The 6,220-nt window shown below is 43.2% G+C and carries 7 protein-coding genes; 3 read left to right on the forward strand and 4 right to left on the reverse strand.

All coding sequences use genetic code 11. The features are described from left to right. Positions 1–509 precede the first annotated feature (509 nt). The 3 genes from BV372_RS14905 to BV372_RS14915 all read right to left on the reverse strand — a co-directional run bounded on the left by BV372_RS14905 (position 510) and on the right by BV372_RS14915 (position 2,029). On the reverse strand, positions 510–938 hold the full coding sequence (locus BV372_RS14905; protein WP_086687283.1) for a type II toxin-antitoxin system VapC family toxin: 429 nt from the start codon (positions 936–938) through the stop codon (positions 510–512). 111 nt (positions 939–1,049) lie between these two features. After that, positions 1,050–1,256, reverse strand: coding sequence for an antitoxin family protein (locus BV372_RS14910; protein ID WP_086687284.1), 207 nt, complete (start codon positions 1,254–1,256; stop codon positions 1,050–1,052). Positions 1,257–1,378: 122 nt separating this feature from the next. Continuing rightward, entirely contained in the window at positions 1,379–2,029 is a 651-nt protein-coding gene (locus BV372_RS14915; RefSeq protein ID WP_086687285.1) for a transaldolase family protein, read from the reverse strand. Positions 2,030–2,201: 172 nt separating this feature from the next. Between BV372_RS14915 and BV372_RS14920 the strand changes: the two genes are divergently transcribed. Both BV372_RS14920 and BV372_RS14925 read left to right on the forward strand, forming a co-directional pair. Next, positions 2,202–2,783: a metal-dependent hydrolase gene (locus BV372_RS14920; protein ID WP_086687288.1), complete on the forward strand. Its 582-nt coding sequence runs from the start codon at positions 2,202–2,204 to the stop codon at positions 2,781–2,783. A 170-nt stretch (positions 2,784–2,953) separates the two neighbouring features. Further along, positions 2,954–4,303, forward strand: a complete 1,350-nt coding sequence (locus tag BV372_RS14925; RefSeq protein WP_086687286.1) for a glutamine synthetase family protein — start codon at positions 2,954–2,956, stop codon at positions 4,301–4,303. Positions 4,304–4,432: 129 nt separating this feature from the next. Here the strand turns inward: BV372_RS14925 and BV372_RS14930 are convergent, their stop codons facing one another. Continuing rightward, the gene (locus tag BV372_RS14930; RefSeq protein WP_086687287.1) at positions 4,433–4,666 is read right to left on the reverse strand and encodes a hypothetical protein; all 234 of its coding nucleotides are present in this window, start codon (positions 4,664–4,666) and stop codon (positions 4,433–4,435) included. 140 nt (positions 4,667–4,806) lie between these two features. Here BV372_RS14930 and BV372_RS14935 point away from each other — a divergent pair, with 140 nt between their 5' ends. Beyond that, positions 4,807–5,931 carry an amidohydrolase gene (locus tag BV372_RS14935; RefSeq protein ID WP_256973232.1) on the forward strand — a complete coding sequence of 375 codons (1,125 nt, stop codon included), beginning with the start codon at positions 4,807–4,809 and terminating at the stop codon, positions 5,929–5,931. Positions 5,932–6,220: the final 289 nt, after the last annotated feature.

A 6,220-nucleotide genomic window follows, 5' to 3' on the forward strand; every position in this document is an offset into this window, starting at 1 on the left:
TTTTTCCCCTCAACACTTGCAATTTTACCTGTTTTAGGGAATGAAACAGCCCTGCCTTGGCAAGGGGAGGGGCGGTTTTGGCTTTAGACAAAACCGGGGTGGGGTGACGCGGATCTTTGATGGTAAGTGATTTAATTCAAAATCGCTTTTTGGCAAGGCTTTCACGTTAAGTTGACACGTATGAGCAATGCTAAACCCCTACGAAAAACTTATGTGTATCAGGATTTTCGTGAATTAGTATCAGACCCTTCATGATCCCGAAATACCGCCGTCACCCTCCGGGTACTCTGCGAGAACCCCTACGGGGAACGCCAGTTCGACGGGACAGAAACTGACACCGCCGACTGGACTCACCATAGAATGGTGCGGCTAATCGAACAAAGCCTTATAGCCCAAGGAGGTGGGCTTTGTATTAATAGCCCCAGGCTTCCAGCCTGCGGGCGTTATGAGTTAAAATGAAGAATTACCGAGCACAGATGCAACACCTTCTCCGTGTTGCTGCGTCCTCTTCAATAAGACAACTCTTCTCGCAGCAATGCCCGAAATCCTGCCTGTAGAAAATGTTCGTTGGCAGTTAAAGCTTCTGTAATTCCGCTATATTGCATGACAATAAAAGATACGCAATCAATAAACCTCCACTCTTTCTCAGAGCGATCGCAATATAGTTGGAAAGCTCTATCATAGAGTTCCTGAGATAGAGGTACAATTTCTACCTTAGAGTCTGCTGCTAGGGCATTTAATAACGTGACTGCCCCATGACGTAATGGTTGTTTAGATAAAATATTGCCAATTTCTAACATCACTGCTTGTGTTGTCACTAAGCGAGTGCCTGCTGTTTCTAAAAGTTCAGCTAGATGGACAGCGCGCCGATGCAAGTTATCTTGCGGTGCAGATAAGGCGATCGCAAATGTTGTATCAAGAAAGACTTCAGACCTCATGCTGAATTTTTAGACCTTATACCAATTTTGGATTTTAGATTTTGGGTTAGAGATACTCATCCTGCTGCTGTTCCAGATTGCTGGAATAATACTAACTGTGCCGGTTTGGGATTACAAATATTTGTCAAGTTTGGTAGACCAATCAGCCGGACCTGGTAGTTGGAGCGATCGCGCGGTCATTAAAAATGATACACTCTCCTGTTTCTCCGGCGGTAAAACTTCGATACTCAGCCGTACACGAGTATTGGCTGGTAAGGCTATTGATTCAGTAGGATAGAACACTTTGCCATCAAATACAGCTGTGATTTTTTCTGCCATTATTTTCAAAAGCCCTGTAATTCTATCCTAATCTGGTTGTGGTATTGCTAAGGCGTTAACGTTGATACTTGTAAATGGACTGGGATTTGTTGCCCTTCAATTACGAATTACAAATTATTTGGTCATAGTTTACAAGATACCCAGATACCACGCCCATTTTTGGCAAATTCATCGATAGTTTGCAGCGAGAGTTCATGAGTGGTTATAGCTTGCAACATACTCAAAGGTAAGGTGAGATGCTGGGCACCTGCTTGTAGAGATGCTACTGCTTCTTCGGGAGATTTGATACTAGCTGCCATAATTTCTGTATTGCTACCTGCCACCACATTGGCCATCTGCTGCACCAAGGCGACTCCATCACCTAAAAGTTTAGTAGCTCGATTCACATAAGCGATCGCATATTTTGCACCCCCCTCTCTAGCTACAGCTGCTTGGGAAGCACTATATATTCCTGTTACTGCACAGGAAATTTCTCCTGATAATGCCGCAACCACCTGAAAGCCAACCAAAGATGCCGGAATCTTCAATACAGTCTGCTTGCCAATGATTCCAAAAGCTGCTCGCCCTTCTGCCAGCATTTCATCAAAATCAGAGGACATCAGCTGGTAAAATACCGGGCCTGTAGTCAACTGTGCCAGCCGTTTGAGTGTAGTCTCTACTGGTAAATCGCTTTTTGCCAAAAGAGTTGGGTTGGTCGTGATGCCCTTTACCCAACCCAATTCCTTAGCAGCCTGGGCTTCTGCGATTATTGCTGAATCGAGATAAATGCTCACGTGTCTCTCCTTAGAAAGTTTGTGTCGCTGACATTCTACAGCTGATTCAGAATAGCTTCCTTTGCAGGCAGTATTCTCCATCAAAAATAAAATATGCGAGGTATTGCAACTGCAATTGGAACAATACTGCCTTCTAGATCACAATCTAATTTTAAAAATTGCTGCTTGTGAGATGTCTTCCTTTATTGGTCACAGTATTCCCGCAATTGGTCTTTACTTTTCTAGACGCCGACAAACATATTCATTTGTCTGGCTAATTTGGTTGATTTTAGTAGCCTGGTTTCCAGATATCGACTATCTAAGTTCAGCCCTAAGACCAGATGGCATGAGAATTACTCACTCAATTTTGTTTTGCTCAATTTTGCCTTGCTTGACAATAATTGTTCTCAAATTTTCTAGGTTCAGAGAACCTGAATTCAAATTCATGAAAATTCAAGTTATTTTGACTGCTTTTTCACATTTGGTGCTGGATTTGCTAGTTGCTGTTGGGGCATTACCACTGCTCTACCCCTTCAGCTTACAAAGATTTAAACTACCTTTGGGGTTATTGCCTAGCGCAGGGAAAATAAATTTATCAAATTATTATTTTTACCGTAACTTGTTGATTGAAATGGGGGTTTTATTACCATTATTATTGAGTTCTTTGATTCTTATTCAACAATTGGAAATGAACATTAATAAAAAAATAGCTATCACTCTTCTCCTGACAATTTCAGGTAGCTTTATGTTTTGGGCGTTTTCTTTACCTCGATAAAAATAAAAGCGCACTCTTGAGTATCCAAGCGGCGGGGAAAGTTTGCTGATGTTATAGATTGAGGAATGTTATGGTACTGCTGCGAAGTTTGATAAGCGTGGGAAAATAGCCTAGTACTAAAGATTTATAGTTTAAAATCCAAACTCTAAAATTAAAAATTGGGATGAGTGATGGCTGAACACTATACATTTAAGAAAGTCAAAAAATCCCTGCACGAAGCTGGCGTCAAATTTGTTCGCATTCTTTGGTGCGATAACGCCAACATTATTCGCGGAAAAGCTGTTCATTTAGAGATGTTGTCTCACTATTTTGAACACGGTGTTGGCATATCCGCAGGAGAACAGGGAATACCTGTGATGTATGATGCGATCGTTCCTAACAGTGGTTTGGCACCAGTGGGTGAAATCCGCTTAGTACCAGATTGGTCTAGCCTTACAGCTTTACCTTATGCTCCCGGTCATGCCCGTGTCCTGGGAAACATGGTACTTGATGGGCAACCTTGGGCGTTTTGTCCGCGAAATTTCTTGATGCAGATGATAGCGGTGGCAAAACGTGAGGGTTTAGAAATTCAAGCAGCATTTGAAAACGAATTTTACCTACTACGGCAAACATCTGAGGGAATTGTTCCTACAGACTCTACGGTTTTCGCTTCCACCCAATCAATGGATATTAATCGTGAAGTCATTGATGCTATTGCCGATGCACTCATTGCCCAAGGAATTCCTGTAGAGCAGTATTACCCTGAATCCGGCCCCGGTCAGCAGGAAATTTCGATGCGCTATACCGATGCTTTACGAGCAGCTAACTGGCAGATTGGATTTCGTGAGACAGTAAGAGCGATCGCTCGTCAGCATCATCTTACAGCTTCTTTCTTACCCAAAATTTTCCCTGATGCTGCTAGTAGCGGTTGTCACATTCACCTCAGCCTTTGGCGTGATGGGCAAAATCTTCTACCAGATCCTCAAGGTGTCTGCGGTCTTTCCCAGATAGCAAGAGCATTTATTGCTGGGATACTGCATCATCTACCAGCACTGATGGCATTAACTACCCCTAGTCCTAACTCTTACCGCCGCATCCGTCCTCATACTTGGAGTGGTGCTTTCCGTTGCTGGGGATTAGATAACCGTGAAGCCGCTGTTAGAGTACCTAGCGACCCAGGATTAGAAAGTTCTAGCCATTTCGAGGTGAAAACCGTGGATGCATCAGCTAATCCTTTCTTGGCTTTGGGTGCAGTAATTGCAGCCGGATTGGATGGTGTGCAGCGAGGTCTAGAACCCCCAAATCCTGTAACAGAAGACCCCGGAAACTTGCCAATTGAACAACGTACAGCCAATGGTATTGACCCCTTACCAACCAATCTGGGGGAAGCACTAGACCATTTCAAACAAAACAATATCTTGTTAAATGCTTTAAATCCAAAATTATCACAAGCTTTTTTGGCAGTACGTCAAGCCGAGTGGGAAGCAATGAAAGATTGGGAATTAGATGCAGAAGTAAAGCTTTTATTAGAGAGATATTGATTTGTCATTGGTCATTTGTCATTGGTCATTTGTCATTAGTCGTTGATCAAGGTCGAAATGTTAGTTTTAAAGATGCAACTTTCAGGCTCAAAGGCGCAATCTCCAAGCTCAAAGGTGCAACTTCCAGGTTCAAAGCCTCAACTTTCGAGATAAAGGCGCAACCTCCAAGCTCAAAGGCGCAACCTCCAAGCTCAAAGGCGCAACTTCCAGGTTCAAAGCCTCAACTTTCGAGATCAAAGGTGCAACTTCCAGGCTCAAAGGCGCAATCTCCAAGCTCAAAGGCGCAATCTCCAAGTTCAAAGGTGCAACTTCCGAGATCAAAGGCGCAATCTCCAAGTTCAAAGGCTCAACTCCCAGGTTCAAAGGTTAAACTTCCAGGTTCCAAGGCTAAAGACATTATAAGTTCACAACGCCATTTGTCCTCCTTGTCCCCCGTGTCTCCCTTGTCCTCCTTGTCTCCCTTGTCCTCCTTCCCCTATCCCCCATTCCCCAGCTAAGTGAATATGCGAATCAATCTTGCTGATATTCCCTTAATTGACCAACACGCCCATAACTTGCTTCGACCGGAAGTAGCTGCGCGTTATCCTTATGCAGCAGCTTTTACGGAAGGATACGACGAGGATATAGTTAACAATCATGCCCGTCACACTTTATTTTATCGGCGCAGTCTGCGGGAAATTGCGGCTTTACTGGAATGTGATGCAGAAGAAAGTGCGATCGCAGCACGTCGGCAAGATTTAGGATTAGAAAATCTCACACGACTTTATTTCCGTACTGCCAACCTGGAAGCAATTTATTTAGATGACGGATTGGAAGTTGAGAGTATCCTACCCCTCTCATGGCATGAAAAATTGATTTCCGTTCAAAGAATTCTGCGGTTGGAGGTGGTAGCAGAACAGCTAATTCCTCAAATAGAAGATTTTGAAACTTTCCTTGCAAGATTCACTAGCGAAATTGACCCGCCACCACCTGGGGTTATAGGCTTCAAGAGCATTGTTTGTTATCGTACTGGTTTGGATGTTCAGCCTGTGACTGTTGAAGTTGCAGCATCTCGCTTTTACGCAATCAAACAACAGCTTACTAATCAACCACTACGTCTGGTTGATAAACCTCTAATTGATTTTCTGCTGCAACAAGCCTTATTGATTGCTGCTAAATATCAGCTACCAGTGCAATTACATACTGGGTTTGGCGACCCCGATTTAGATTTACGATTAGCTAATCCTCTACACTTGCGATCGCTCTTAGAATTACCCCAGAATCGTCATGCGCCTTTAGTATTACTACACGCTGCTTATCCTTATATGCGAGAAGCTGGATATTTAGCTTCTGTTTATCCCCAAGTCTATTTAGATTTTGGTTTGGCAGTACCATCTTTAAGTGTATCTGGAATGCGAGAGGCAATCAGGCAATTACTAGAGTTAGCTCCTACTAGTAAACTCATGTATTCCTCTGATGCTCACTCAATTCCAGAGTTGTATTATTTGGGAGCAAAATGGGGTCGCCAACTATTAGCAGAAGTTCTAGACCAGGCAATTCAAGATTCAGATTTAACAGTGAATGAAGCGGAGGCGATCGCTACTGCAATTTTACGCGAAAATGCCTTATCTCTGTATTTAAAAAAATGACCTACTTTTAAAGCTTCATTCTAGTAGGGTGGGCAATGCCAGCCCTTTCAACGCGAACAAATGAACTACTAAATCAAAGGCTGAAACCCGCTCCCAGACTGGGGCAAAAAATGATGCTTCTAAGCTATCGAACTTGATTATGCGATCGCACATCCAAAACGGTCAATTTATTGCCTCTTAAATCGAGCATTTTTTTACAGAATTGAGCGTGAATTTGATTGTGTAAGGGTTGAGGGGGCGTGTATTTTTGGCAGAAAATCTAGTACAAATGAACGCGTTGAAAGGGCTG

Origin of the sequence: Nostoc sp. T09 (assembly GCF_002154695.1) — a bacterium.
Classification (GTDB): domain Bacteria; phylum Cyanobacteriota; class Cyanobacteriia; order Cyanobacteriales; family Nostocaceae; genus Aulosira.